Raw genomic sequence first — 24,757 nt, forward strand, 5'->3', positions numbered from 1 at the left:
GGACCGTATGCGAACCGAAGTCACGACCGCCGAAGAACTCCGCACCATCGTCGGGGAACCCACCGCCGCCGTCGTCAACAAGGTGAGCGACCGGCTCTCCGACATCCACCGGGACTGGATCGCGCATTCGCCGCTGTGCTTCGTCGCCACCACCGACGCACAGGGCCGGGTCGACGTCTCCCCGAAGGGTGACCCGGCCGGGTTCGTGCAGGTGCTGGACGAGCACACCATCGCCATCCCGGAACGGCCGGGCAACAAACGTGTGGACGGCTATCTCAACGTGCTGCAGAACCCGCGGGTCGGCACGCTGTTCGTCATCCCCGGCCGCGGGGACACCGTTCGCGTCAACGGGCGCGCCGAGATCCTTTCCGAAGCACCGTATTTCGAGTCGATGGCCGTCAAGGGCAAGCGCCCCATCCTGGCGCTCGAGATCACCGTCGAGGAAGTGTTCTTCCACTGCGCCAAGGCGTTTCTGCGCTCGGATGCGTGGAAACCGGAGTCCTGGAACCCCGAGGCGATACCCAGCACGGCGCAACTGGCCCGCTCGTTCAAGCCGGACCAGACCCTGGAGCAGTTGCAGGCGTACTACGCCGAGGACCACCTACGCACGCTGCTGTACTGATCAGCGCACCAAGATCGCCCGGGTGTACAGCAGCTGAAAACCCTTGCGCTGCACGTTCTGCTGCGATCGCGACCCCGGCGAGGTGGTGACCACGGCGATGTCGGCGCCGGCGGCGTGCGCATCGGACAGCCGCGCCGACAGCAACGCGCTCTGCACCCCGCGGCGGCGGAATACCGGCGCGGTGGCCGCCCCGGTCAGCTGCGCGATGCCGTCGGTCAGCCGCATGCTGGCCCCGCCGGCAACGGTGTCACCATCGATCGCCTCACAACGCGCCAGGTAGGTCACCGCGCCGGCGGCGACCATATCCCGCACCGCCGCGGCGACGACATCGCGCGGCAACTCCTCGTGGCTGGGCACACCGTCGGTGTCGGGGTGCGCAAAGCCGTCGACCACCACGTCGATCCAGGTCTGCAGTTCGTCGGCCCCGGCCTTGTCGACCCGCACCCCGGGCACGCCGGGCTCGGTGGCCGGCCGGGTGCCCAGCACATTCTCGAACGAGACCAGCCGGTAGCCGCGACCGGTCAGCATGGCACCGATCCGCGGGTCCGCCAGGTTGGACAGCTCCACCTGAACGGCCGCTCCGCGGTGCGCGTACTCCCGTTCGATCTCGTCGAAGTCGGCGTCGGTGGGCATCCCGCCGAAACCGAGGCCCACCACCTTGGTCAGCGGCGAGTCGGGCCCGGCGAAGCACGCCGCGCCCCCGGCCAGCGGACGCACGTCGGCGGCGCCGGCACTGATCAGCGCCGTCTCGGCGGCCTCGATCCGCGCGGCGAGTTCCGTTCCCGGGAAGAAATTCACGGCGCTCACTGTCTCACCAGGCCGTCATCAAAGTCACGTAAATTACGGTGCCCACCAGAATGGACACCAGCGCATGCCGCCGCCACACCTGTAGCCCGGCGGTCACGGCCACCGCGACCAGCATCCACAGCTGCTGGCGCGCAGCGGCTTCGGGCACGTCTCGCACGGTGTACAGGGCCAGCATCACCATCACGCCGAGCGGCATGTGCACGCTCAGATAGGTGATGACAGCGCTGTGCCGCATGGGCGCCAGTGCGGCGAACGGCAACGCGCGCAGCGCCCAGGTCACCGCGGCGCTCACCGCGACCAGGACGGCGATGTGGCCGGGATCAGCCATCGGCACGCCGTTGGTCGATGGCGAACCGCGCCAACAGCGCCGCGGTGAACGCCGCGAACGCGCACACCAGCAGCTGTCCCGGCGCCACCAGCCAGGCCACCACCGCGCTCACCGCTGCCATCACGGCGGTGAGCCGGTCCGGCCGCTGTCGGTAGGCATCGATGGCCAGCACCACGAACAGGGCGGTCAGCGCGAAGTCGAGCCCCTGCAGCCGCTGCACCGGCAAGGCGGCACCCAGCACTCCACCCAGCCCGGCCGAAGCGGCCCAGGTGAGGTGAAACGCGCACTGCATCAACAGGATCTGTCGGCTGGTCCAGTCAGCGGCCGCGGGGCTGACGCCGACCGCGTAGGCCTCGTCGGAGAGCAGGTACGTGCTGTACAGCTTCGCCGCGGCGCCGCGGACGCGCCGCAGCGGGAACGACAAGGCGTAGAACACGTGTCGGGAGTTCACCACGAAGCTGGTCAACGCCACGGTGGCGACGGGGGCACCGGCGGCGGCCAGGCCGACCATCAGGAACTCCAACGAGCCCGCATAGATCACCCCCGCGAAGACCGGCGCCCACCACCACTCCAGGCCGGCATGCACCACCAGGAATCCCAGCGCCATGCCCAGCGGAACGAACGCCAAACCGATAGGGGCCGAAAGCCGCAGAACCGCGCGGACCGGATGCTCGGGCATCCGATCAGTCTGGCCGATTCCGGTGGGCCCGCCGCGGGTACCCCGCCGGCATGGACCACCCCGGCGCCGCGGACTTCGTTCCGCCCACCCGCAGCCTGACCGCTCTGGCGGACGCGGTCCGCGAGTGCCGCGGCTGCACCCTGTACCACGATGCCGACCAGGCGGTGTTCGGCGCGGGGCCGCGCTCGGCGCACCTGATGCTGGTCGGCGAGCAGCCCGGCGATCGGGAGGACCGGACGGGCCAACCGTTCGTCGGGCCAGCGGGCCGGCTGCTGGACAAGGCGCTGGACGCGGCGTCGGTGGACCGCGCACAGGTGTACGTCACCAACGCGGTCAAGCATTTCAAGTTCACCGAACGCGGCAAGCGCCGCATCCACCAGAAGCCGAGCCGGACCGAGGTGGTGGCGTGCCGACCCTGGCTGCTGGCGGAATTGGCGGCGGTGGCCCCGGACACCCTGGTCCTGATGGGCGCCACCGCCGCGCAATCGTTGCTGGGCAACGACTTCCGGTTGACCGCTCACCGCGGCGAGGTACTCGCCCTGCCGGATGCGGAGGTGCTCGCCCTGCCGGATGCGTCGACACCCGCTCCGGATGTGGTGGTCACCATCCACCCGTCGGCGGTGCTGCGCGGGCCCGACGACGGCCGCGCCGAGGCGTTCGAATCACTGGTGGCGGACCTCCGGTTCGCTGCGGGCCTGCGCACCAAGACCCGATCACCGCGGACCTGATCACCGCGCCGCGGCGGCGGCGCCCTTCTCGGTCTGCTCACCCTCGTTGGCCAGGGTGCCGCCCGCGCTCTCCAGATGCGCCCTGACGAACCACTGGAACTTCTCCAACTGGCCCGCCTGGTCGATCAACAGGTCCTGGGAAACCAGATCCAGGTCATCGAGCCGCTCGATGGCCTTGCGGATGTCGGAGATGACGCCGTTGTACACCAGATCCAGTGCCGCCAGGTGCGCCTGAACCGTGTCGCGGCCCACCGAATAGTCGTCCCACACCCGGTCTTTGAGGATCGCCCCCGGCGTGCCCTGCGGCGAGGCGCCCAGCGCCGCGATGCGCTCGGCGACATCGTCGGCGAAGCCGCGCACCAGCTCCACCTGCGGATCGATCATCTCGTGTACGCCGATGAAGTTGGGCCCCACCACATTCCAATGCACGTGCTTGAGGGTGAGGTGCAGATCGTTGTAGGTGCTCAGCTGGCGCTGAAGCAGATCGGCGATCTCGCGGCTGTCCTTGTCGGAGAGGCCGGGAATGGTGAACTCACTCATCAATTCGCTCCTTTACGCAGATGACTACCGGCTGCGAGTACCCCCGGCCGTGCGCACCCAATCAGACGCGGTTCAACGGCACAGTCCGGGGTAACCCTTGGCCATGACCACTTCCCGTCCCCGAACGCGCAGCCGCACGCCGGGCGTTCGCCTCGCGGCCCTCGCGGTCGGCGCGTTGTTCCTCGTCGTCGGCGTCGCCGGCTTCATTCCCGGACTGACCACCCACACCGACATGTTGACCTGGGCCGGGCATCACTCGGGCAGCATGTTGCTCGGCGTGTTCGCGGTGTCGGTCCTGCACAATGTGGTGCACCTGGCCTTCGGGGTCGCCGGTCTGCTCGCGTCCAGGACCGTCGCCACCGCCCGGCTCTTCCTCATCGTCGGGGGCGTGATCTACCTCGCGCTGACGCTCTACGGCGTGGTGATCGACCATGCCGGCACCGCCAATTTCGTGCCGGTCAACACCGCCGACAACTGGTTGCACCTGGTCCTGGGGGTGACGATGGTGTCCCTGGGCGTGCTGACGGGGCGGCCGGCGGTGCGCACCGCCGACGGCACCGCGCCGCCGACCGACGGTATCGAGTGAGGAGTTTGATCCGGTCACGCCCGTGGGTATCCGGCACCATGCGCACCGAGTTCCACGCCGAGATCGACCACCTGACGGTGGAGCTCGGCCAGATGTGCGAACTCGCGGCCACCGTGATGGCGTGTGCAACCACCACTTTGGTGCACGACGATGACGACGCCGTGCATCGGGTGGGGGTGGAACTGGCCCGGCTGACCCGGCTGCACCACTGCGTGAGCGAGCGGGCCTTTGCGATTCTGGCCCTGCAGGCGCCCGTGGCCCACGATCTGCGGGTGGTGATGTCGGCTTTCCCCATCTCGGCCGACGCCAACCGGATGGGTGGGCTGGCGGCCAACATCACCAAGGTGACCCGCAGGCGGGAATCCACGCCGGTGCCGCGGGTGGCACTGGATGTCTTCGCCGATATGGGTCGACACGCCGTACTGCTGGCCGAACGTGCGCAAGCGGCGGTTCTTGACAATGATGTCGTTGCCGCACAACGCATCACCGAGGGCGACGAGGTGATGAACGAACTGCACCGCAGGCTGTTCACCATGGTGCTCGACGACCGTTGGGAGCATGGGCCGATCGCTGCGGCCAACGTCATGCTGCTCGGCCGGTTCTACGAGCGGTTCGCCGACCATGCCGTCAACATCGCCCGCCGGGTCGTGTTCCAGGCGTCCGGGCGGCTGCCGAACGTCAGCGCCTCGCCGACGTGAGGTCCATTCCCCGACCCGAGGAGAACCGGATGCCCAATTTCCGGAGCATCGCCATCGCCATCGGCACCGCCGCCCTGACCGCCGGTATATCGACCGGTTGCGGCGGCCAGGACAAGCCCACGGTGAGCACCCCGGTCGAGACCAAGCCGTCGAGTTCGGTCATGACCGAAACACCGTCGACCGTGGCCCCCGGCTCGACGTTCACCGAGACCCCGACCGAGCGCACCGACACGGGCGCACCGTCGTGACCTCCCCTGACCAGCAGGAGTAACCATGCCTCGCGGAGACGGAATCTACACCGACGACCCGTCCGACCAGACCCCTCCGAGCACCACCGAAGACGGCGACCTGAGCAAGGACACCCCAGACGTCGACACCGACACCCCACAGGAGGAACCGCCGGACTGACGGCCTTGTTATTGAGAGATTGTTCTATTAACGTCGATAACCATGTCTGACGGATTGCGTAAGTTCAAGTTCGAACGCCAGCTCGGTCGGCTGGTGATGAACCCCGTGGTGGCCACCCTCGACAAGCTCGGGGTGCGCTCACACCTGATCGTCGAACTGGAGACCACGGGTGCCAAGACCGGCCTGCTGCGCCGCGTCCCGCTGGCCGGCCGCGCCGACGAGAACGGCGTCTGGGTCATCTCCCAGCACGGCCGGCGCGCCGGCTGGGCGCACAACATCGCCGCCCACCCGGAGGTACGCGTTCGGGTGAACGATCAATGGCGAACGGGCACGGCCACGTTCGAGCCGGAGGACGATGTGCGCAGCCGGGCCCGCACCTTCGGCGGCACCGCGACGGCGCTGACCATGCGAGCCATGGAAAGCGACCCAATCTCGGTGCGCATCACTTACCGGTAGCCGGCTCCGCCACATTCGTCGGCACGGCGGGCGACCCGGCGGCCGGCCCAGCTGCAGTAGACACCGGAAATCCGATCCGCGGCACTCCCGGGGTGCCCAGCCGGCCCGCCAGCCACGGCAGCGACGCGGTGAACGTCGACTTCGCGAACGGCCAGTCGTGCTTGCCCGGGGCGGCGATCACCGCGCAGTCCATCCCCTTGGCGGCGCCGAGCGCACACAGGGAGTGCGCGGCCGCCGTCTGATCGCCCGGGTTACCGCCGGCATCCCGGCCGCCCAACCCGACCGCGTCGGCGGCAGCGGCAGGGTCCCCCTTGTGCGGCGTCTGCGGGGTGCTGGAAATCTCGAACCACCCGGCCACGCCCCGATAGCTGCCGTGCGCGTTCATCACCGTGGTGGGGTCGAAGTCGGCCCACGCGGTCTCGCTGCCCCCGAACAATCGGCTGACGGTCTGCTCGTGGGTGCCCGCGGTGGGCCCCAGATCACCGGCGATGTCGACGAACGCGCTGAACAGGTCGGGATGCATGACGGTCAGGTCGACCGCGCAAGTACCGCCCATCGACCACCCGACGATGCCCCAGTTGGCGGCCGCGGGACTCACCCCGAATGTCGAATTCACGTACGGCACAACATCTTTGGTGAGGTGGTCGGCGACGTTGCCGCGCGGTCCGTTGACGCACTCGGTGTCGTTGTTGAAAGATCCGCCGCTGTCGACGAAGACGAACACCGGGGCGTTGCCGCCGTGCGCCGCGGCGAATGCGTCCATGGTCGCGGCGGCGTCACCGGTACGCAGCCAGTCCGCCGGTGTGTTGAACTCCCCGCCGATCATCATGACCGCCGGCAGTTGGGTGGCGCCGGCGAACCAGGCCGGCGGCAGGTAGACCAGCTCGGTGCGGTGTTTGAATCCCGAGGCGTCGGCCGGAATGGTCACCGGGACGACGGCGCCGTGGGCGGGCACGGTGTGCGCGGCCTTCTGCGCCTGCACGGTGGCCAGGTCCGTTTCGTCGGGCAGCGGTCCGGCGGTCAGCTGGTTCCACGCGGTCTGCACCGTCGGGAAGTAACCCACCCACAGATTCACCGCCAGCGCCGTACTGAGCAGACACCCGGCCACCGCGAGTGCCGAGACACCGCGACGCCACCAGGGCGCCGACATCCAGCCGAACACCGCGACACCGATCGCCAGCCCGCTCAGGCCGATCCACACCCACAGTTCGTCGGGAGCCGGATCGTCGGCCATGCCCTGGGAATCGATGAACCAGTTCGACCAGGCCGCCGCGGCGACACCGAGGAGCAGCGCCAGCGGCAACCACAGCAGCCGCCAGCGCCGGGTGCGCCAGCCCACCGCAGCGATCAGGATCGCCGCGGCGCCGAGCTGGATCGCGACGGGCAGCCAGCCCCGTAACAACGAAAGGCCGTGGTGGTACGGATCCGCTGCGGCGGCATCGGCGAGCAGCATCGTCACACCGACATCATGCCGATGTAATCTTTATGTGCGCTGTGAGACAAGGGCTTTCGCGCACAGCCGGCACATAGACATGCAGGTTACGGCTCGACGCCGGCGCCGGGGCGCCTCAGTCGGGCAGCGAGCGACTCAGCCGCTCGGTGGCGGCCACGTAATCCTCGATGAACTCCAGCACCACGTCCCGCGCCGGCCGCACCTTGTTCATCAGCCCGACACCCTGACCGACGAAATAGGTGGCCAACGCCTGGGCACCCTCATGTCCCTGGGCGGCGAGCGCGTCGACGCGGCGCAGCACCGGCTCGCTCAGCATGTTCTGCAGCGGCAACGGCAGCGGCTGCTGCCCACTCGTCGGCGCCCAGGCATCGGTCCAGTCCGACACCAGCTGCCGCGACGGTTTGCCGGTGCGGCCCGCCGACCGCACGGTGTCACGCGAACTGGCCGCCAGCATCTTGGCGACGGTGTGCGGCTCGGTCTCGGCTTCCTCGGTCGTCAGCCACACCGAGCCGGTCCATGCGCCGGCCGCGCCGAGCGCCACCGACGCCGCCATCTGCCTGCCGGTGACGATGCCGCCGGCGGCCAGCACCGGGGTCGAGCTGCCGATCGCCGCCAACGCCTCTATCACCTCGGGCACCACCACCAGCGTCGACACCTCACCGCAGTGCCCGCCGGCTTCGGTGCCTTGGGCCACGATCAGATCCACGCCGGCGGCAACCTGCTTGACGGCGTGCTCCTTGGCGCCGACCAACGCGGCCACCGGTATGCCGTGTTCGCGACCGGCCTCGATCATGTAGTCCGGCGGCACCCCGAGCGCATTGGCCATCAGCTTGATGGGATGGCTCAGCGCAACCTGCAGCAGATCGGAGCCGGTGCCGCCGGCCAGCACGGGAGCGCCGGTGCGCGGCGTGGGATCCGGCTCGATGCCGTGCTCACGCAGCAGGTTGTCGATGTAGTCGCGGTAGTCCTGCGGGATCCGGGCGGCCAGATCGGCCTTGCTGAGCCGCTCGCCCTTGCCCTCGAATTTGGCGGGCACGATGATGTCGACACCGTAGGGCTTGCCGTGCACGTGCTGGTCGATCCAGATGAGCTCGCGATCCAGCTGCTCGGGTGTGAAGGCGGCGCCGCCGAGCACCCCGAAGCCGCCGGCGTTGGTCACCGCGGCGACCACATCGCGGCAGTGGCTAAAGGCGAACAGGGGGAAGTCGATGCCGTATTGCGCGCAGAGCGCCGAGGGGGACGTCGGTGTCACCCGCTCATTATCGACACCTGTCAAGTTTGACGGAAGTCAGGGCAGGTCGAACGGCAGCGTCACACCCTCGTGCGCCAGGCAGTGCGTGCAGGTCGATGCGTTCGCCACACCCCCAATGGCCTCCCGCACCAGCTTCTTGAAGCCGACCATGTTGCGCTCGAACTCGGCGAACACGTCCACCGCCCGCACACCGGCCCCCGCTTCCACGCCGGCATCCAGGTCGGTTACCAAAGCGATTGCCGCATAACATATTTCCAATTCACGGGCGAGCACCGCCTCCGGGTAACCGGTCATGTTCACCAGGGTGAAACCCTGGTCGGCGAACCACCGGCTCTCGGCCCGGGTGGAGAACCGCGGCCCCTGGATCACCACCATGGTGCCGCCGTCGACAACACCGGGCAATTCGGCGGCCGCGGCCCGCAAGGACGGGCAGTACGGATCGGCGAACCCCACGTGGATCCCGCCGGCATCGAAATAGGTGTCCACCCGCCCACTGGTGCGGTCCACCAGCTGATCGGGCACCACCATGGCGCCGGGCCCCAGCGCCGGGTGCAGGCTGCCGACCGCGCACGGCGCGAAGATGCGGCGCACACCGAGCGCCCGCATCGCCCACATGTTGGCCCGGTACGGCACCGTGTGCGGCGAGAACTCGTGGCGCACCCCGTGCCTCGGCAGGAAGGCGACCTCGTGCTCGCCGACGGCGCCGACGGTGATCGCCGCGCTGGGTGCGCCGTAAGGCGTGTCCAGGTTGATGCTGCGCGCATCCGGACCGAAGAACGAATAGAACCCGCTACCGCCGATTACTCCGAGCATCCGCCCATTCTGCTGGGTCAGTCGGCGGCGGGCTCCGCCACCTCGGCGTTCAACTCGGCCCTTTCGGCGGCCTGCTTGGCGGCGTCACGGATGGCAAAGGCGTCGGTGGCCAGCCCACCGATCGCGTTGGCCACGTCCTTGACCGCGGTGGTGATGATACTGGCCACTTCCCCCACGGTCGACGCCACCGACTCGACGCCCTCTTGCAAGGCGTCTTTGGCGATTTCGGTCTTGCTCAGGCGGTCGGTCATGAGACAAGTGTCACGTGGCGTACGCCACGTGACAAGGTGCCGCTTATCACGCCAGTTCACAGCACCATGCGACTTCGCCCTCACGTCGCACCATGCGACTTCGCCCTCACGTCGCACCATGCGACCATGGCCCGCATGGCTACCTTTGCGCAGTGGGTGGAAGGCGCGCGTCCTCGCACCCTGCCCAATGCCGTCGCACCCGTCCTGGCCGGGACCGGGGCAGCCGCCGCGCTCGGCGACGCGGTGTGGTGGAAGGCGCTGTTGGCGCTGCTGGTCTCACTGGCCCTGATCGTCGGGGTGAACTACGCCAACGACTACTCCGACGGCATCCGCGGCACCGACGACGTGCGCTCCGGCCCGCTGCGGCTGGTCGGTTCCCGGGTCGCCTCTCCGCGGGCGGTGCTCACCGCGGCGCTGGTCAGCCTGTCCATCGGCGCGGCGGCGGGCCTGGCGCTGGCGATCGTGAGCGAGCCGTGGCTGATCGCCGTCGGCGCCGCCTGCATCGCCGGCGCCTGGCTGTACACCGGCGGGTCGACGCCCTACGGCTATCGCGGTCTGGGCGAGGTGGCCGTCTTCGTCTTCTTCGGGCTGGTCGCGGTACTGGGTACGCAGTACACCCAGGCGCTGCGGGTGGACTGGGTCGGGCTGGCCGCCGCGGTGGCCGTCGGCTGCCTGTCCTCGGCGGTGCTGGTGGCCAACAACTTGCGCGATATCCCGACCGACAGCGAAACCGGCAAGATCACCCTGGCCGTGCGGCTCGGCGACGCCCGCACCCGGCTGCTGTACCAGGTACTGGTCGCGGTCGCGTTCGCCATGACGTTCGTGCTCATGGCGGCCACCCCGTGGTGCGCCGCCGGACTGGTGGCCGCACCGCTGGCGGTGCGGGCCACCGCACCGGTGCGGCGCGGCCTCGGCGGGCGGGAGCTGATCCCGGTGCTGCGCGACACCGGACTGACCATGCTGGTGTGGTCGGTCGCGGTGGCGGCGGCACTGACCTTCGGCTAACTCGCGTGCGGGTCGGCCGAGTTGAGCACCGCGACGGCATGGTCGTAGTCCCCGCGCACCTCGGCGTAGCGCAGGAACTTGACGTTCTCGACCTGAATCTCCCTGGCGTCGGGCCGGCTTTCCAGGATGCCGACCACCTCGTCGACGAAATCCTGGAGCGGCATGGCCCACTCGCTGTCGCGCTGCCCGGGCACCAGGTCGGTCCGCACCGCGGGCGGCTCGAGCTCCTTGAACTCGACCGACGACCCGGCGAACTGCAGGCGCAACGTCTCGGTCAGCAGGTGGATGGCCGCCTTGGAGGCGTTGTAGCTGGGGGTGACCCGCAACGGAGTGAAGCCCAGCCCCGAGGAGACGGTCATCACGGTAGCCGCCGGCTGCTTCTGTAGATGCTCGATGAACGCGGCGATCAGCCGGATCGGGCCGAGCACGTTGGTGGTGATGGTCGACTCGGCCGACGCCAGGAACGACTCGGGGTGGCGCCAGTCCTCGATGCTCATCACCCCGGCCATGGTGATCAACACGTTCAGGCCGGGATGGGCGGCCAGCACCTGCGCGGCGACGGCGGTGATGCTGTCCGGGTCGGCGGTGTCGATCCGGACAGCGTCCACATCGGGGTGCTCGGCCACGATCCGGTCCAGCAGTTCCTGCCGACGTCCCCCGACGATGACCTTGTTCCCCTTGTCCCGCAACGCGAGTGCGAGCGCCAAGCCGATACCACTGGTGGCGCCGGGGATGAAAACGGTGTTGCCGGAGATCTTCATGGAATTCAGGGTGCCGGACCAGCAACCATCTGTCACATGCATATCTATGATGGCTAGCATGCTCACCACGCATATCGATCGGGTGGACCTGAACCTGTTGACGCCGCTGGTCGCCCTGCTCGAGGAGCGTCAGGTTTCCCGTGCCGCCGCGCGGGTGGGCTTGAGCCAGCCGGCGATGAGCCGGGCGCTGCAACGGCTGCGCCGGGTGCTCGACGACCCGCTGCTGGTGCGCGACCCGGACGGCTTCCGGCTCACCGCCCGGGCACAGGACATCTACGACCAGCTCACCACCGTGGTGCCACTGCTCCAACATCTGTTGTCCCCCAACGAGTTCGACCCGAGTCAGTCCAGCGCGCCGGTCAACCTGGCCGGCAGCGACTACGCCGTGCAGACCTTCGGCCCCGCGATCTGCCGGCAGGTGCGCACCCAGTCCCCCGCCACCACGGTCCGCTTCCACAACCTGGGCCTGGACGGGATCATCGACCAGATCCGCAGTGGCGCAGTCGATATCGGGCTGTACGGCGGTCACCTGCCACCGGATCTACAGGCCGAAACGCTCTTCGTCGAGGACTTCGTCTGCGTGCTGGCCCATGATCACCCGCTGGCCGGCGCGGCCGGCATCACGCTGGACGACTACCTGCGCCATCCGCATATCGTCATCGACACCGCCGACGGCCGCCAGACCGCAGTGGACCGTCCCCTGGCGTTGCTGGGCCGCCCACGCGATGCCGCCGTCGCCGTGCCGTACCACTCGTCGGCACTGGCTCTACTGCCCGGAACCGATTTGATCGCAACGCTTCCCGCTCGCTTACGCGCGGGCTGGGACGGCGCGCAGGCGCTGTGCGCGGTACCGGCGCCCACCGAGGTCGCGACCCTGCCGTACCAGATGATCTGGAACCGCGTCTTCGACACCGATCACCGGCACGCCTGGCTGCGCGGCGTCGTGCGGGCCGCCGCCGGTTAGGTCGCCTTCGGCCCGTCCTCACCACGGAGCCGGGCCTGCAACGACTCCCGATCCTTGCGGCGGCGTTCGTCGAATGCCGCGATGCTTGCGGTGGCCCGTCGACGCAACGGCGCGAACAGCCAGATGCCCAGCGGGAGCGCCAACACGATGGCGAACAACACCGCCACGATCAACGGGAACTCGCGGATCCCGAGCAGGTGACCGGCTCCGACGATCACCACGGTGAGCACCGCGGCAAGCGCCAGCCGGGCCAGCAGATAGGCTCCGACGTCACGCAACATCCGGGTTCCCGGCCGACCATCAGACACGAGCCCGAGCCTACCCACGGCGCGTATATTCGGATCAAGGAGGTTTTCCGTTGCAGTACTTGCTCCTGGTCCTGATCGTGGCCGGGCTTTCCTACGCGGTGTGGCGGGTGGTCCGAGCAGCCGCCGCACGCCCACGCACCCGGGTGATCGGTCCCGACGACGACCCCGATTTCCTGCGCCGCCTCGGCCACGGGGACAACAACCCCCGCGGTTAGCCGGCGCGACCGCTCAGGTCGTGCTCGGGAACCCCGCCGCGACCACCGCGGCCAGTTTGATCAACGCCTCACGGGTCTGCGGCTTGAGCCGCTCGAGGCTGATCTCGGCACCCTCCTCCAGATGTGGGTCGAACGGCACCTGCAACACCGCCCGGCAGCGCCGCGCGAAGTGGTCGGTCACCTTCTGCAGGTCGACCTTGCCCGAGCGCGGACGCACCGCGTTCACCACCGCAATCGCGTTGCGCACCATGTCCTGATGCCCATGCGCGTCGAGCCAGTCCAGGGTGGCCGACGCCGAACGGGCACCGTCCACCGAACCCGAGCTGACCACGATCAGCACATCGGCATGGGACAGCACGGCCGCCATCGCCGAATGCAGCATCCCGGTGCCGCAGTCGGTCAGCACCAGGCTGTAATAGCGCTCCAGCACCTCCAGGGTCCTGGCGTAGTCCTCGGAACTGAACGCCTCCGACACCGCCGGGTCGCTCTCCGAGGCCAGCACCTCCAGCCGGCTCGGCCCCTGATTGGTGTACCGGCGGACGTCGCTGTAGCTGTTGATGCCCTCCGCGTCGCGCAGCAGATGCCGCACCGTGGCCGGGGTCTCCAGCGGCACCTTCTGGCTCAGGGTCCCGCGGTCGGGGTTGGCGTCCACCGCGATGACGCGGTCACCGCGGGTGGAGGCGAACGTGGCACCCAGGGTCGCGGTGATGGTGGTCTTGCCAACCCCGCCCTTCAGTGACAGCAACGCGATCCGGTAGCAGCCCCGCAGCGGCCGGCCCACCTCGCCGAGCAACTTGTTGTAGTCGGTGACCTTCGGGCTCTCGCCCAGATTCAGCGTCTTGAACGTGGCCAGGTACACCCAGCGCCGCCAACCGCGCGACGGTGCCCGCTTGGGCTGGCCGAGCAGCGCCACCGTGGACAGGTCCAGGTACGGCGCGGGCAGCGGGAAGGGACTGGTCTGGTCGGCCGGTGCGGGGGCGGCCGCCGGTGGCACGACCACGGCGGGGATGCCGTGCGGCGGGGTCGGCGCGGTCCACTCCGGCGGCACCTCCTGCGCCGGGTCTTGGCCAGGAACACTGAACCGCTGTTGTCCACGGAAATTGATGGGCTGATCCGGTCCGAGCGGCACTGTCAGCCCACCCCCGCGTACGAGTGCAGACCCACGGTGACCAGGTTGATGAAGAACAGGTTGAACACCATCGCCACGAAGCCCACGACGTTGATCCACGCCGCCTTGCGGTCCCGCCAGCCGGCCGTGGACCGCGCATGCAGATACGCCGCGTACACCACCCAGGCGATGAACGACACCGTCTCCTTGGGATCCCAGCCCCAGTAGCGGCCCCACGCCTCCTCGGCCCAGATGGCTCCGAAGATGACGCCGAACCCGAAGATCGGGAACGCGAAGATGGTGGTGCGGTAGGCGATCCGGTCCAGCGTCTGGCCGTCGGGCAGCCGGCGGATCATCCGGCCGAAGCCGTTGTCGCGATCGGCCAGCGGGGACATCTTGAGCAGGAACAGGATGCTGGCCACGCCGGCGACCAGGAACACCCCGGAACCGAGGCTCACCACCGAGACGTGGATGGGCAGCCAGTAGGACTGCAGCGCCGGCATCACCGGGGCGGCGTTGGTGTACAGCCAGCGCCCGGACACCGTCAGCAGGATCAGCACCGGTACCAGGACGAACACCCACAGCGCGCGGAACTGCGGTTTGCGCAGCACGATCACGCCGGCGATCAGACCGCAGAAGCAGGTCAGGTTGATGAACTCGTACATGTTGCCCCACGGCACCCTGGCCGTGGCCAGGCCGCGCAGCACGATGCAGGCGGCCAGCAGGGCGATGCCGACGTACACCAGCGCCAGCCCGGCCCGGCCGATGCGCTCGTCGGCGGGACGCGACGGGGTGTCGGCGACAACGCCGGGGGTGGCGCTGTCGGCGCCCACTGCGGCAGGCCCACCGGCACCCACCAGCTCGCGCGCCTCGACCTTGCGGCCCCGCGCGTACGCCAACTCGATGGCCAGCAGGATCAACGCGACGACGAGCACCACCACCGAGGACGTATAGGCCCAGTCCGAGTAGCGGGACAGCCCGATATCGATGTGCGTTGTATTCATGCGCGCGTCACTCTTCTCCCAGCAGCTTCACGGTGAGCCGCTCGAACTCGTCACCCCACCCGGAATTGTCGGTTCGGGCCAGACCCCCCAGCTCGACGCTTACCGTACCCGCCGGGCCCGAGGTAAGCCGAACCCAGACACGGCGCCGCCGGACCACCAGCGACACCAGCAGCCCCGCCATCATCGACATGGCGAACACCAGTACCCACACCTGCGCCGGGTCGTGCGAGACCTGAAGGTTGATGAACGGCACCGCGCCGTCGAACCGGACGGTGGTGCCGTCGTTCAGGCGGGTCTGCTCGCCGGCCTTGAGGTTGACCCGGGCCTGCTTGGTCAGCCGGCCCTGCCCGATCAGCCGCGGGTCGAGGGTGAACAGCGACTGCGGGCGGCCGGTGTCCAGACCGGCGTCACCGCGGTAGATGTCGATGGCCACCGCCGGGTCGTTCAGCGCCGGAAAGCTCGACGACAGCAGGGTGCCGTCCAGCTGCTCGGTCGGCGCGAGCAGGCCCTGCACCGCGATCTGGTGCTTGCGCCGCTCGTCGGGGTCGGGATAGGTGCCTCCGGGCGGGTCCACCCGGATCACGCCGGAGGACAGCAGGGTCAGCGGGTCGTCGGGGCGCCATTGCACCGTGGTGGTGCGCTGCTGCCCGTCCGGGAAGGTCACCGTGAACGTGGGCGCGTAGCCGTGGCCCTGCAGGTACACCCGGTCCCCGCCGATGCGCAGCGGGTGGTTGACCTCGAGACGGTACGGCCGCCAGGTGTCGGTGGACAGGTCGGCGCCGTCCTGATACTCGATGTTGGCGGCGAAGCTGACGGCCTGTCCGCTGGGCAGGTACTGGGCGTCGAAGTCGTTGACCTTCAAGCAGATCGGATACAGCGACGTGCCGTCGACGGTGTTGCCCGCGCGGAACGAGTCGAACGCGGCCGGTGAGGCCGAACAGAATCCGGGACCGCCGTCGGCGATGACGATGACATTGCCCTCGTAGCCGAACAGCTTGCCCGCGGCGACGGCCACCAACAGGCCCAGCAGGGAGAAGTGGAAGACGATGTTGCCGAACTCGCGCAGATAACCCTTCTCCGCCGAGATCTCGACGACCTCGGTGTCCCCGTCGCTCTCGGTGCGGGTGGTGCGCCGCCAGCCCTTCAGCCGCTCGCTCATGCCGGCGGCCAGCTGCGCGACGTCGCCGGAAATCTCGGCTTCGTGATGCTTGGGCAGCCGCGCCAGGTTGCGCGGGGCGGCCACCGGAACCGCGCGCAGGCTGCGCACGTGCTCGGCCAGCCGCGGGGTCAGGCAGCCGACCAGCGAGACGAACAGCAACACGTAGATGGAGGTGAACCAGAAGCTGGAGAACACGTCGAAGGCCTGGACCTTGTCCAGCCACGGCCCGATGGTGGGGTGCTGGGCCAGGTACTCGTCGACCTTGCCGGCGTTGAGGCTGCGTTGCGGCAGCAGCGCGCCGGGGATGGCGCCCAGCGCCAGCAGGAACAGCAGCACCAGCGCGGTGCCCATCGAGGTCAGCGTGCGCCAGGTGTTGCGGATCAGCGCCCAGGTTTTCTGCACAACGCTCATATCGGCAGCCTCACGTCGCTGATGAACGCGTCGCGCACCCACCCCACGAAATCCCCCCACAGCCCGGTCACCAGTGCGATACCCACCGCGATCATCAGCACCCCACCGAAGACCTGGATGCCCCTGGTGTGCGCGCGCAGCCAGCCCAGCCCGCGCACCGCGCGCGACGAGCCGAACGCCAGCAGCAGGAACGGCACACCCAGGCCCAGGCAGTACGCGATGACCAATGCGATGCCGCGGGCGACTGCCGAGCCTTCGGTGGCCGAGGCCACCGCGATCACCGCCGTCAGCGTCGGCCCCAGGCACGGTGTCCAGCCCAACGCGAACACCGCGCCGAGCAACGGTGCCCCGCCGAGAGTCGAGAGCCGCCGCGGCGCGAACCGGGCCTCGCGCTGCAGCAGTGGGATGAAACCGATGAACACCAGGCCCATCAGGATGGTGACCACGCCGCCGATCCGTTGCAGCACAAGCTCATTGGTAATGACGGCGGTGGTCATGCCGAGCACCGCGACGCTGCCGAGCACGAACACGACGGTGAATCCGGCGACGAACAACCCGGCCGCGCCGACCACCCGCCACCGGCCGGCCCGCGAGCCGCCGGCGTCCGGGGCCTCGGTCACGCCGACCACGCCGGCCAGATACGACAGGTAGCCGGGCACCAGGGGCACCACGCACGGCGATGCGAAGGACACCAGCCCGGCCAGCATGCTGATCCCCAGCGCCAGCAGCACCGGTCCGGTGGCGACGAGTTGGTCGATATCGGTCACTGCGTGGTCACTTCGCTATCACTTCTCGGCAGCCAGCCGCTGCACGACCGGCAGCAGGTCGGCGGCCAGCAGTTCACGCAGGAACACGGCGGCCACCCGGTGCTGCCGGTCCAGCACCACGGTGGACGGGATGACGGTGGTCGGGTATTTGCCGCCGAAGGCGATCATGGTGCGCATCGCGGGGTCGTAGATCGACGGGTAGCTGACCTTGCGGTCGACCACGAAATCCTTTGCCGCGTCCCGGTTGTAGTCGCGCACGTCGATGCCGAGGAACTGCACGCCGTCGGCCCGGGTCTGCTCGAACACCTGCTCCAGCTGCGGGATCTCCGAACGGCAGGGCCCGCACCACTGTCCCCACACGTTGATGACGACGACCTTGCCCGCGTAATCGTCCAGGGACAGCGTGCGGTTGGGGTCCATCAGATCGGGCCCGCTGATCTTGCCTGGGGTGCCCCGCTTTTCGGATGGGTCGTAGAGGATGTCGGTCTTGCCGCCGGGGGCGACGAATTCGAAGGTGCCGCCCTGCGCGACGGCGTCGTCACCGGTCGAACAACCGGTGAGGACAGCCAGCAGCAACGCCAGCGCGGCAACGATGCGCACTACAGACCCCAGGGCTCCGTGTACGCCCACCGGATGAGGCGGTCGTCGTCGAAGACGAACGAGGTGATCGAGGACAGGTTGCACAGCCGGCTGTGCGGTAACGGCAGGTGCGCCAGCCGGCGCCCGGTCATGGCGCGGCGCAGGGTTTCCACCGGCAGCTGGTGGCTGACGCACACCGCCTCGTGCCCTTCGCTTTTGAGCCGGGCGCGATGCAGCGCGGCCGTCATGCGGGTCGCGACCTCGTCGTACGGCTCGCCCCAGGACGGTGTCATCGGGTTGCGCAGCCGCGGCCAGTTGCGCGGGTCGCGCAGCGCACCGTCGCCGGGGGCCACCCGTTTTCCCTCGAACTGGTTCCAGGATTCGATCAGGTCGTCGTCGGTGTCGATGACGAGCCCGTGCCGGTCCGCGATCGGGGCGGCGGTCTCCTGGGCGCGCTCCAGCGGGGAGGCGACGATGTGGGTGACGTCGTGCGTGGCCAGCCAGTCGGCCGCGGCCTGCGCCTGGGCCCGCCCGCGGTCGGACAGGTGATAGCCGGGCAGCCGGCCGTAGAGCACCTTCTCCGGGTTGAACACCTCGCCGTGGCGCATGACGTGCACCGTCGTCCGGACCGGCACGGTTGTCACCGGGTGGCCTCGGCGGCGGCGCGGGCGGCGTGCGGCAGCGCCTCGGCGATCTTGTCGAACGCCGCGTCGTCGAGCGCCGTCGAGACGAACCAGGTCTCGAACGCGCTGCACGGCGGGTAGATCCCGGCGTCCAGCAGGGCGTGGAAGAACGCCGGGTACCGCCACGTCTCGGTGGCCTTGGCGGTGGCGAAGTTCGTCGGCTGGACATCGCCGAAGAACACCGTCAGGAAGTTGCCGGCCCGCGAGACATGATGGGGCACCGAGGCTTCGGTGAGCGCCTCGGTGAGCAGCCCGGCCAGCCGGTCGGCGTTGGCGTCCAGGGCGGCGTACACGGCGTCGTCAGCGGCGTGCAGGGTGGCCAGGCCGGCGGCCATCGCCACCGGGTTCCCGGACAGGGTGCCGGCCTGGTACACCGGCCCCAGCGGGGCCAGGCGTTCCATCACCTCGGCGCGGCCGCCGAACGCCGCGGCGGGCAGGCCACCGCTCATCACCTTGCCGAAGGTGAACAGGTCCGCCTCCACCGGGTCCAGGCCGTACCAGCCGGAGCGGCTGACCCGGAATCCGGTCATCACCTCGTCGAGGATCAGCAGGGCGCCGTGCTCGGCGGTGATGCGGCGCAGCGCGGCGTTGTAGCCGGGCTGCGGCGCGACCGTGCCCATGTTGCCCGGGCTGGCCTCGCTGATGACGCAGGCGATGTGCTCGCCGTGCGCGGCGAACACCTCCTCGACGGCGGCGACGTCGTTGTACGGCAGCACGATGGTGTCCGCGGCGGCCGCACCGGTGACGCCGGGCGAGGACGGCAGCCCCAGCGTCGCGACACCGGAACCGGCGTCGGCCAGCAGGGCGTCGCTGTGGCCGTGATAGCAGCCGGAGAACTTGATGATCTTGGGCCGGCCGGTGTAGCCGCGGGCCAGCCGGATGGCGCTCATGGTGGCCTCGGTGCCGGAGTTGACGAACCGGATGCGCTGCACCGGGGCGACCCGGTCGATGATGGCGCGGGCCAGCTCGGTCTCGGCCGGGGTCGGCGCGCCGAAGGACAATCCGTCGGCCGCCACCCGCTGCACGGCCGCCACCACGGCCGGATGTGCGTGGCCGAGGATCATCGGGCCCCAGGAGCAGACCAGGTCGACGTAGCGATTGCCGTCCGCGTCGGTCAGCCAGTAGCCGTCGGCTTTGGTGATGAACCGCGGGGTACCGCCGACCGCGCTGAACGCCCGGACCGGCGAGTTCACCCCACCGGGGATGACGGAGCAGGCGTCGGCGAACAATGCAGCGGAGGCGGCCGTGCTTGTCATGGTGTCCAGTGTCCCAGTTCCGCCCGGCACCCCAACTACAGGGTGTAGTGGAAGCGCTCGGACGGTGCGTGCCGCTGGTCAGTCCGCCCGGTACGGGCCGCGGGCGGTGGTGCGCCGGGTCAGATCGACGAACTCGGGCTCGAACCCGGGTGCAGCGTCCACCGCGGCCCACAGCCGGTCCCGGCCGGCGGCCGATATGGGCAACAACGCGGGGTCACCCACGACGGACAACAAGGTGTCGAAATCCTGCGCGGAGGCGCGCAACGGGCGAGGGTTCGACGTGTCCAGCGCCCGGGCCGTCACGGCGGCCATCGGGCCCAGGCCGAACAGCCGCAGTGCCGTGGCGTAGTCGCCACCGAGGATGTCGGTGAGGTCGAGAGCCTCCCGCAATCCCACTTCGGCGGCCATCACGAAGGCGTTGGTGATCAGTTTGTAGGCCACCCCGGATCCGAACGGCCCGACGCGTTCGACCGTGCCGAGCGTCGACAGCACGGGTTCGGCCCGGTCGACGGCATCGGCGCTGCCCCCGGCGAGGAAGGTCACCGTGCCGTCCCGGGCATATCGGACACCCCCGACGATGGGGGCGTCGACCAGCAGCGCCTGCTCGCCCGCCCGCTCGCGGATCTGCCGGGCCATCTCCGGTGTGGTGGTGGATCCGATGACCAGCACGGTGTCCGGGCCCAGTCCGGCCAGCACACCGCGTTCCCCGAAATGGGCGGCGGGGATGTCCTGCGACATCACCAGGCTGATGACGATGTCGGAGCCGGCCGCCACGTCGGCGGCCGAGTCGACCGGACGCGCTCCGGCTTCGGCGGCAGAACCCAACCGCACCGGATCGTTGTCGTGGGCGGTCACCGGGAATCCGGCGGTCAGCAGACGCGCCAACATCTGGGCGCCCATGTCCCCGACTCCGACCATTCCGACGGCGATCATGGCACTCCTCATGTCCGGTGGATCTCGGCGATGTACCCGCCGGGGAATTGCAGGACCGCGCTCTTTTCATCCCCGATCGGCGGCGAAAGGACGTGCGCGCCAGCGGATTGCGCCTTGGCGAGCGTGGCCTCGACATCGGCCACCGCGTAGCCGGCGAGTTCGCGACCGAAGGGGTACGGCAGGTGCCCGTCGGTGACCGACACCAGGGTGTTGCCGAACGGGCCGGACAGGTGGATCTGGCGGAACGCCGTTCCCGGTTTGCCCAGCAGCGCACCGTCTGCGGCCGGTTGATCGGAATCGACTGTCGCGGCGGTGAATTCGCGGTAGGACCGCAGGAATGCGTCGGCCGCGTCCGCCGACACGTAGACCCGGTTGTCGGGGACGGTCTGCAGGGGCGGATAGGCGGGCGCGGTGGTGTGCCAGTAGAGCTGGGTGTTCACGCCACCGGGGAACTGGATGACGGCGTCGCGGCCGATGGGGTCGTCGAACGGCTGCACCAGCGTGGTGGCACCCGCAGCCTGCGCGTGGGCCAGTGCGGCGTCCACGTCGGTGGTCAGCCAGCCACCGCGTTCGGTACCGAACGGATACGGGATCGGTGTCAGGAATCCGAACACCGACAGGGTGCCCACCGGCGACAGGATGAGCTGGGACCGGGTGGTACCGGGCGTCGGGGTGACGTGCGTGGTGACCGCGGTGCTCGTCGTTCCGCCGAACGTGGCGACCCAGCTGTGCACGAACGCGTCGAATTGCCCGGGGTCGACGTACACGTGCACGGAATCATATTGCGGGCCAACGGCATCGGTGGCATCTGCCGCTGCGGGCGGGGCACCGCACACCATCACGAGAGCGGCAACCAGCACGGCGAGCGCGCGCACGGTGTCAGCCCTCGCGATTCGCGGACAGGGTGTCGTCCAGCCAATCGTCGAAGCGATGCCAGCCGATGCTCGGGAAGGTGCGGTGCAGCCACCCGGTGTCGGCGGCATAGCCGCGCTCGGTGAGGAAGGTGTACATGGCCCGCATATCCGCCGATCCGATATCGGCCGGGTCGGGGCTGACCACGCGGATGGGCCTGCCGAGCGCACGTTGCAGGGACCGCGCCATCTGGCGCGGTGTGATGGTGTCGGAGGCCAGGTCGATACGACGCCCGGTGAACCGCTCGGGTTGGGTGCAGACGTGTGCGACGAACGCGCCCAGATCGCGGCGATCCAGCTGCTGCAGCGGCAGGTCGGCGGGCAACGCCAGCTCCAGCACGCCGGCGTTGAGCTGTTCGCCACCGCCGAGCAGATTGTCGAAGAAGTAGGTGGGGCCCACGATGGTGTGCGGCACGGCGGAGCGGACGAGCGCGGCCTCGATGGCGGCCTTGCTGTCGAAATGGGGGACGCCGGAATGCTGGTCGGCGCTGCCCACCGAGGAGAACACCAGGTGCGGCACGGCGGCCCGCTCGGCGGCGGCCAGGATGTGCAGCCCCTGCTCGATCTCGGCCTCGGGCCCCTGCTCGAACGGTGTCGTCACCGCGAAGACGCCGGCCGCACCGGTGAAGGCGGTCGCGAGCGCCTGCTCGTCGGCGAGGTCGGCGACCACCACCTCGGCGCCGGCGTCGGCCAGTGCCCTGGCCCGCTGCGCGGCCGGGTTGCGCACCACCGCACGCACCGGCACGCCGTGTTGGCGCAGGGCGGCGGCCACGGCGCCGCCCTGGGCACCGGTGGCGCCGAGTACCGCGATCGGCCCGGTGTGACGGTTCACGTCGATCACTCCCCTGGTTTGTCCGGACATGGCCGCCCGAGTCTGGCACAGATTACACATCTGATTGATGGATAGATCGGTAGGTATTAATCTGCAAAACAAATGGAACTGCGTCAGCTCACCTATGCGATGGCGGTGGCCGACGCCGGCTCCTTCACCGCGGCGGCGCGGCGCTGCCACCTGTCGCAGTCGGCGCTGAGCACGCAGATCGCGCAGTTGGAGGGGGAACTCGGTGTCCGCCTGTTCGAGCGGACCACCCGCCGAGTGGTGCTGACCGAGGCCGGCCAACTGTTCTTGCCCACCGCGTGCCGCATCGTGGAGCTGGCCGACGAGCTGCGCGCCCAGATGAGCGCGCATGCCGCCGGCGCACTACGCACGCTGCGCGTCGGCAGCACCCAGACGGCAACGCGTGTGCTGGACCTGCCGGCCCTGCTGGGAGATATGCGTCGCAGGCACGCGGGCGTCCGCATCACCATGACGGCGGGTCCGAGCAGCGAACTGATCGCCGCCGTCGCGGACGGCTCCCTCGACATTGCCCTGACCGGCGCCGTCCCACCACCACCGGACCCGCGGCTGGTCTTTCACCCGCTGTCGCCGCCCGAACCACTGGTGGCCATCGCGCCGCCCGCCACGTCCACCACGGTGGCCGGTTCGGCGACCCTGGCCGAGCTGGCGGGATCGGGGCCGTTCATCGAGTTCCACACCGGGTCGCAACTGCGCACCATGGTGGACGCCCTGTTCCGCGACGCCGGGTTACACCGGGAGATCATCTTCGAGCTCGGCCAGATCACCGACGTGGCCCGGTGCGCCGCACAGGGTTTGGGCACGGCCGTCGTTCCGCGCGCCTTCACCGCCGGTCTCGACCTCGTCGATGCGGTCGTCCTGGAGATCGAGGATCGTCCCGCGCTGACGGTGGGCGCCTACACCCGGCGCGCCGATCGCGCCCCGATGATCGGCGCGGTGCTGGGCTTGTTCGGAAACCGCGACCTACAATAGCGCCGCTATTTATTCTAGCCATGATAATGTCGCCGGCATGGCGATCGAGGACCGCCGCGAGCGGGAGCGGCAGGCGCGCCGACGACTGATCGTCGCCACCGCGCGCACGTTGGCCGAGGCCGAAGGGTGGGATGCCGTCACCACCCGGCGGCTGTCCACCGAGATCGAATACAGCCAGCCGGTCCTCTACAAACACTTCGCCGGCATGGAGCAGATCGCCGAGGCGGTCGCGCTCGACGGGTTCGACGAACTCGCCCAGGCGCTTCGGGCCACCCGCGCCGACGCGGGCACCGCCGACGCCGCCCTGACCCGAATAGCGCAGGCCTACCTCGGTTTCGCGCACGAACACCCCGCCGTCTACGACGCGATGTTCACCCGGGCCACCACGTTGCGCTTCGCCGCCGAGGACACCCCGCCCCCACTTGCGGCGGCCTTCGCCGAACTGCGCCGGGCCGTGGCCGGGGTGGTCGGCGAGCCCGACGCGGACACCCTCACCGAAGTGTTCTGGGCCGCCCTGCACGGATTGCTCACCCTCACCCGCACCGGCCGGCTGCGCCCCGGGCACGACGACGAGCGACTGCGGCTGCTCATCGAGCAGTTCGGCGCCAGAGTAGGTTCTTGAGATCGGGCCGGAACCGGAGTTGGATCGAAGGCATGCAGCTCCCACACTGGCTGGCGCGGTTCAACCGGCACGTCACCAATCCCATCCAGCGGCTGTGGGCGGGCTGGCTACCCACCATGGGCATCCTGCACCACGTCGGCCGCAAGTCCGGAAAGCCTTATCGCACACCGCTATCGGTGTTCGGGACGGATGACGGGGTGGCGATCATGCTGACCTACGGCCCGGACCGCGACTGGCTCAAGAACATCACCGCCAGCGGCGGCGGCCAGATCAAACGCGGCGGCCGCACCGCCCACTACACCGATCCACGGGTGATCTCCAAGGCCGAAGCGGCACAAGCGATCACCGGCCCGCTACGTTTCCTGTTCGCCCGGCTGCCGTTCGAACAGGCCGTGCTGTTGCGCCGCGCCGGCTAGTACTTCCGGTCACCCTCACTGCTGTCGAAGAACGCCCAATCACCATCCACGGACAGCACTTCCATCCGCCACCCCAGCTCGGGTTCGGCCTTCTGGTCGACGAACCAGGCGTGCGCGTCGTCGGCGCTTTCGATGTCCTTGGTGTCGACGACCTCACCCTTCGGATTGAGCACACGATACGTAGCCATGCGGTGGGGGTTCCCCGT

At 69.4% G+C, this 24,757-nt stretch carries 34 protein-coding genes; 13 read left to right on the forward strand and 21 right to left on the reverse strand.

The features are described 5' to 3' along the window. Positions 1-7 precede the first annotated feature (7 nt). Complete coding sequence (locus AWB94_RS27980; RefSeq protein WP_062658744.1) at positions 8-622, forward strand: pyridoxamine 5'-phosphate oxidase family protein; 615 nt, start codon at positions 8-10, stop codon at positions 620-622. Here AWB94_RS27980 and AWB94_RS27985 read toward each other — a convergent pair whose 3' ends face one another. From AWB94_RS27985 to AWB94_RS27995, 3 genes are read right to left on the reverse strand one after another with little or no spacing between them, the layout of a single operon-like run. Next, positions 623-1,429, reverse strand: a complete 807-nt coding sequence (locus AWB94_RS27985; RefSeq protein ID WP_062658482.1) for a putative GNAT family N-acetyltransferase — start codon at positions 1,427-1,429, stop codon at positions 623-625. Positions 1,430-1,433: 4 nt separating this feature from the next. Next, on the reverse strand, positions 1,434-1,757 hold the full coding sequence (locus tag AWB94_RS27990) for a branched-chain amino acid transport AzlD family protein (RefSeq protein WP_062658483.1): 324 nt from the start codon (positions 1,755-1,757) through the stop codon (positions 1,434-1,436). Further along, positions 1,750-2,436, reverse strand: a complete 687-nt coding sequence (locus tag AWB94_RS27995) for an AzlC family ABC transporter permease (protein WP_062658484.1) — start codon at positions 2,434-2,436, stop codon at positions 1,750-1,752. The genes AWB94_RS27990 and AWB94_RS27995 overlap by 8 nt, the downstream gene beginning before the upstream one ends. Positions 2,437-2,486: 50 nt before the next feature. On the opposite strand from AWB94_RS27995, the gene AWB94_RS28000 reads away from it, so the two are divergent. After that, a complete protein-coding gene (locus AWB94_RS28000; protein ID WP_062658485.1) occupies positions 2,487-3,164 on the forward strand; it encodes a UdgX family uracil-DNA binding protein in 678 nt (225 codons plus the stop codon). Here AWB94_RS28000 and AWB94_RS28005 read toward each other — a convergent pair whose 3' ends face one another. Then, positions 3,165-3,704 carry a Dps family protein gene (locus AWB94_RS28005; protein WP_062658486.1) on the reverse strand — a complete coding sequence of 180 codons (540 nt, stop codon included), beginning with the start codon at positions 3,702-3,704 and terminating at the stop codon, positions 3,165-3,167. A gap of 103 nt (positions 3,705-3,807) precedes the next feature. Between AWB94_RS28005 and AWB94_RS28010 the strand changes: the two genes are divergently transcribed. From AWB94_RS28010 to AWB94_RS28025, 5 genes are read left to right on the forward strand one after another with little or no spacing between them, the layout of a single operon-like run. Further along, positions 3,808-4,290, forward strand: a complete 483-nt coding sequence (locus tag AWB94_RS28010) for a DUF4383 domain-containing protein (protein ID WP_062658487.1) — start codon at positions 3,808-3,810, stop codon at positions 4,288-4,290. Further along, complete coding sequence (gene phoU, locus AWB94_RS28015) at positions 4,287-4,988, forward strand: phosphate signaling complex protein PhoU (RefSeq protein ID WP_234811910.1); 702 nt, start codon at positions 4,287-4,289, stop codon at positions 4,986-4,988. Before AWB94_RS28010 ends, phoU begins: the two co-directional genes overlap by 4 nt. A 29-nt stretch (positions 4,989-5,017) precedes the next feature. Next, entirely contained in the window at positions 5,018-5,236 is a 219-nt protein-coding gene (locus AWB94_RS28020) for a hypothetical protein (protein WP_062658489.1), read from the forward strand. 25 nt (positions 5,237-5,261) lie between these two features. Continuing rightward, the gene (locus tag AWB94_RS36155; protein ID WP_264021051.1) at positions 5,262-5,396 is read left to right on the forward strand and encodes a hypothetical protein; all 135 of its coding nucleotides are present in this window, start codon (positions 5,262-5,264) and stop codon (positions 5,394-5,396) included. A 42-nt stretch (positions 5,397-5,438) separates the two neighbouring features. Continuing rightward, complete coding sequence (locus AWB94_RS28025) at positions 5,439-5,852, forward strand: nitroreductase/quinone reductase family protein (protein WP_062658490.1); 414 nt, start codon at positions 5,439-5,441, stop codon at positions 5,850-5,852. Here AWB94_RS28025 and AWB94_RS28030 read toward each other — a convergent pair. From AWB94_RS28030 to AWB94_RS28045, 4 genes are all read right to left on the reverse strand, one after another. After that, positions 5,839-7,305, reverse strand: coding sequence for an alpha/beta hydrolase (locus AWB94_RS28030; RefSeq protein ID WP_062658491.1), 1,467 nt, complete (start codon positions 7,303-7,305; stop codon positions 5,839-5,841). The two genes, AWB94_RS28025 and AWB94_RS28030, sit on opposite strands and share 14 nt — an antisense overlap. 115 nt (positions 7,306-7,420) lie before the next feature. After that, positions 7,421-8,557, reverse strand: coding sequence for an NAD(P)H-dependent flavin oxidoreductase (locus AWB94_RS28035; RefSeq protein ID WP_062658492.1), 1,137 nt, complete (start codon positions 8,555-8,557; stop codon positions 7,421-7,423). A 36-nt stretch (positions 8,558-8,593) separates the two neighbouring features. Further along, on the reverse strand, positions 8,594-9,370 hold the full coding sequence (locus AWB94_RS28040; protein WP_062658493.1) for an S-methyl-5'-thioadenosine phosphorylase: 777 nt from the start codon (positions 9,368-9,370) through the stop codon (positions 8,594-8,596). 17 nt (positions 9,371-9,387) lie between these two features. After that, entirely contained in the window at positions 9,388-9,621 is a 234-nt protein-coding gene (locus AWB94_RS28045) for a hypothetical protein (protein ID WP_062658494.1), read from the reverse strand. Between the two features lie 135 nt (positions 9,622-9,756). On the opposite strand from AWB94_RS28045, the gene AWB94_RS28050 reads away from it, so the two are divergent. Next, entirely contained in the window at positions 9,757-10,626 is an 870-nt protein-coding gene (locus AWB94_RS28050) for a 1,4-dihydroxy-2-naphthoate polyprenyltransferase (protein ID WP_062658746.1), read from the forward strand. Here the strand turns inward: AWB94_RS28050 and AWB94_RS28055 are convergent. After that, positions 10,623-11,387: an SDR family oxidoreductase gene (locus AWB94_RS28055; RefSeq protein WP_062658747.1), complete on the reverse strand. Its 765-nt coding sequence runs from the start codon at positions 11,385-11,387 to the stop codon at positions 10,623-10,625. The two genes, AWB94_RS28050 and AWB94_RS28055, sit on opposite strands and share 4 nt — an antisense overlap. Positions 11,388-11,445: 58 nt before the next feature. Here AWB94_RS28055 and AWB94_RS28060 point away from each other — a divergent pair, with 58 nt between their 5' ends. Beyond that, positions 11,446-12,351, forward strand: coding sequence for a LysR family transcriptional regulator (locus AWB94_RS28060; protein ID WP_062658495.1), 906 nt, complete (start codon positions 11,446-11,448; stop codon positions 12,349-12,351). Here the strand turns inward: AWB94_RS28060 and AWB94_RS28065 are convergent. After that, positions 12,348-12,632, reverse strand: a complete 285-nt coding sequence (locus tag AWB94_RS28065) for a DUF4229 domain-containing protein (protein ID WP_201029593.1) — start codon at positions 12,630-12,632, stop codon at positions 12,348-12,350. The genes AWB94_RS28060 and AWB94_RS28065 overlap by 4 nt on opposite strands. Before the next feature lie 77 nt (positions 12,633-12,709). Here AWB94_RS28065 and AWB94_RS35295 point away from each other — a divergent pair, with 77 nt between their 5' ends. Continuing rightward, the gene (locus tag AWB94_RS35295; protein ID WP_165605371.1) at positions 12,710-12,874 is read left to right on the forward strand and encodes a hypothetical protein; all 165 of its coding nucleotides are present in this window, start codon (positions 12,710-12,712) and stop codon (positions 12,872-12,874) included. Between the two features lie 13 nt (positions 12,875-12,887). Here the strand turns inward: AWB94_RS35295 and AWB94_RS28070 are convergent, their stop codons facing one another. From AWB94_RS28070 to AWB94_RS28115, 10 genes are all read right to left on the reverse strand, one after another. Then, positions 12,888-14,003: a MinD/ParA family ATP-binding protein gene (locus AWB94_RS28070; RefSeq protein ID WP_084395361.1), complete on the reverse strand. Its 1,116-nt coding sequence runs from the start codon at positions 14,001-14,003 to the stop codon at positions 12,888-12,890. Positions 14,004-14,005: 2 nt separating this feature from the next. Next, positions 14,006-14,986 (reverse strand): c-type cytochrome biogenesis protein CcsB, encoded by a 981-nt coding sequence (gene ccsB / locus AWB94_RS28075; RefSeq protein WP_062658497.1) that lies wholly within the window; start codon positions 14,984-14,986, stop codon positions 14,006-14,008. 7 nt (positions 14,987-14,993) lie between these two features. Continuing rightward, complete coding sequence (resB, locus tag AWB94_RS28080; RefSeq protein WP_062658498.1) at positions 14,994-16,556, reverse strand: cytochrome c biogenesis protein ResB; 1,563 nt, start codon at positions 16,554-16,556, stop codon at positions 14,994-14,996. Next, entirely contained in the window at positions 16,553-17,323 is a 771-nt protein-coding gene (locus tag AWB94_RS28085; RefSeq protein WP_062658499.1) for a cytochrome c biogenesis CcdA family protein, read from the reverse strand. Before AWB94_RS28085 ends, resB begins: the two co-directional genes overlap by 4 nt. Before the next feature lie 18 nt (positions 17,324-17,341). Further along, complete coding sequence (locus AWB94_RS28090) at positions 17,342-17,923, reverse strand: TlpA disulfide reductase family protein (RefSeq protein ID WP_084395362.1); 582 nt, start codon at positions 17,921-17,923, stop codon at positions 17,342-17,344. Beyond that, a complete protein-coding gene (locus AWB94_RS28095) occupies positions 17,923-18,510 on the reverse strand; it encodes a histidine phosphatase family protein (protein ID WP_062658749.1) in 588 nt (195 codons plus the stop codon). The genes AWB94_RS28090 and AWB94_RS28095 overlap by 1 nt, the downstream gene beginning before the upstream one ends. 32 nt (positions 18,511-18,542) lie before the next feature. Then, the gene (hemL, locus tag AWB94_RS28100; protein ID WP_062658500.1) at positions 18,543-19,841 is read right to left on the reverse strand and encodes a glutamate-1-semialdehyde 2,1-aminomutase; all 1,299 of its coding nucleotides are present in this window, start codon (positions 19,839-19,841) and stop codon (positions 18,543-18,545) included. Between the two features lie 78 nt (positions 19,842-19,919). Then, complete coding sequence (locus AWB94_RS28105; protein WP_062658501.1) at positions 19,920-20,774, reverse strand: NAD(P)-dependent oxidoreductase; 855 nt, start codon at positions 20,772-20,774, stop codon at positions 19,920-19,922. A gap of 8 nt (positions 20,775-20,782) precedes the next feature. Further along, complete coding sequence (locus tag AWB94_RS28110) at positions 20,783-21,649, reverse strand: VOC family protein (protein WP_201029584.1); 867 nt, start codon at positions 21,647-21,649, stop codon at positions 20,783-20,785. Between the two features lie 4 nt (positions 21,650-21,653). Further along, positions 21,654-22,547, reverse strand: a complete 894-nt coding sequence (locus tag AWB94_RS28115; RefSeq protein WP_062658502.1) for an NmrA/HSCARG family protein — start codon at positions 22,545-22,547, stop codon at positions 21,654-21,656. Positions 22,548-22,619: 72 nt separating this feature from the next. Here AWB94_RS28115 and AWB94_RS28120 point away from each other — a divergent pair, with 72 nt between their 5' ends. Genes AWB94_RS28120 through AWB94_RS28130 form a run of 3 tightly spaced genes read left to right on the forward strand, consistent with a single transcriptional unit; the run spans position 22,620 to position 24,551 of the window. Continuing rightward, positions 22,620-23,513 (forward strand): LysR family transcriptional regulator, encoded by an 894-nt coding sequence (locus AWB94_RS28120; protein ID WP_062658503.1) that lies wholly within the window; start codon positions 22,620-22,622, stop codon positions 23,511-23,513. A 37-nt stretch (positions 23,514-23,550) separates the two neighbouring features. After that, a complete protein-coding gene (locus AWB94_RS28125; RefSeq protein WP_062658504.1) occupies positions 23,551-24,135 on the forward strand; it encodes a TetR/AcrR family transcriptional regulator in 585 nt (194 codons plus the stop codon). A 32-nt stretch (positions 24,136-24,167) separates the two neighbouring features. Then, positions 24,168-24,551, forward strand: coding sequence for a nitroreductase family deazaflavin-dependent oxidoreductase (locus tag AWB94_RS28130; protein WP_062658505.1), 384 nt, complete (start codon positions 24,168-24,170; stop codon positions 24,549-24,551). On the opposite strand, the gene AWB94_RS28135 is transcribed toward AWB94_RS28130, so the two are convergent. Continuing rightward, positions 24,548-24,739 (reverse strand): hypothetical protein, encoded by a 192-nt coding sequence (locus AWB94_RS28135; RefSeq protein WP_024450816.1) that lies wholly within the window; start codon positions 24,737-24,739, stop codon positions 24,548-24,550. The genes AWB94_RS28130 and AWB94_RS28135 overlap by 4 nt on opposite strands. Positions 24,740-24,757 lie beyond the last annotated feature (18 nt).

Origin of the sequence: Mycolicibacterium canariasense (assembly GCF_002101555.1) — a bacterium.
Classification (GTDB): Bacteria; Actinomycetota; Actinomycetes; order Mycobacteriales; family Mycobacteriaceae; genus Mycobacterium; species Mycobacterium canariasense.